This window comes from Bradyrhizobium niftali (assembly GCF_004571025.1).
GTDB lineage: Bacteria > Pseudomonadota > Alphaproteobacteria > Rhizobiales > Xanthobacteraceae > Bradyrhizobium > Bradyrhizobium niftali.
The window spans coordinates 1-660 of sequence record NZ_SPQT01000139.1 but is presented as its reverse complement, the minus strand read 5'-3'; the positions used below and the strand labels follow the sequence as shown (position 1 = coordinate 660).

Below are 660 nucleotides of genomic sequence, written 5' to 3'. Positions count from 1 at the left end.
CCGATGGACCGAAGCGGGGCCGATCGCGGCATAGAAGACGTGGAGGAGATCAAGAACGCAACCGGGCTGAACTGAAGCCCAGTGCCCGAAGTCCCGTCGCCGGGACGGTGGATCCGGTGAAGCCGTTACACGCCCAGTGGCCGTCATCTGACGAACCACGCGTATCTAGATAGGCTCACCGCTCCCTCTGACAGCATGATGTGGCGGCCAGGCGTTGACCACGGACAGAAGCATGAGTTCGGCGGCGTGACGTTCACTCGGGAGGCTTGACATCATCGGGCCCATTACAGAAGGGCGTATACTCATAACGCGCAGAAGTCCGGTCTTGAAGATGTTCCGCTCGGTCAGCGCATTGCCGCTGGTGACCCTGGCTGTGTGAAAACGCTGCTGCTTTGCTATGATTCTCTGGTGATTCTGCGGGGGAAGCTGATGAGGCGCTTCGTTGAGCAGGCCGATCGTGGGCAATGGACATTATTGCCCGAATGCCTCGATGATTTCATTGACGAGAGCAACCCTGTTCGAGTGATCGACGTGTTTGTCGATGCGCTTGATTTGGCTGAGATGGGCTTTGAGGGAGCGGAGCCGGCCGCAACGGGACGGCCGTCGTATCACCCCTCGGTTCTCCTGAAGCTCTACATTTATGGCTATCTGAACCGGGTG

General features: G+C 58.5%; 1 protein-coding gene. It reads left to right on the top strand.

Translation table 11 applies throughout. The features are described 5' to 3' along the window. Nucleotides 1-429: 429 nt before the first annotated feature. Nucleotides 430-660 (top strand): transposase (locus tag E4K65_RS46805; RefSeq protein ID WP_135176109.1); only part of this gene is annotated, 231 nt, incomplete at its 3' end.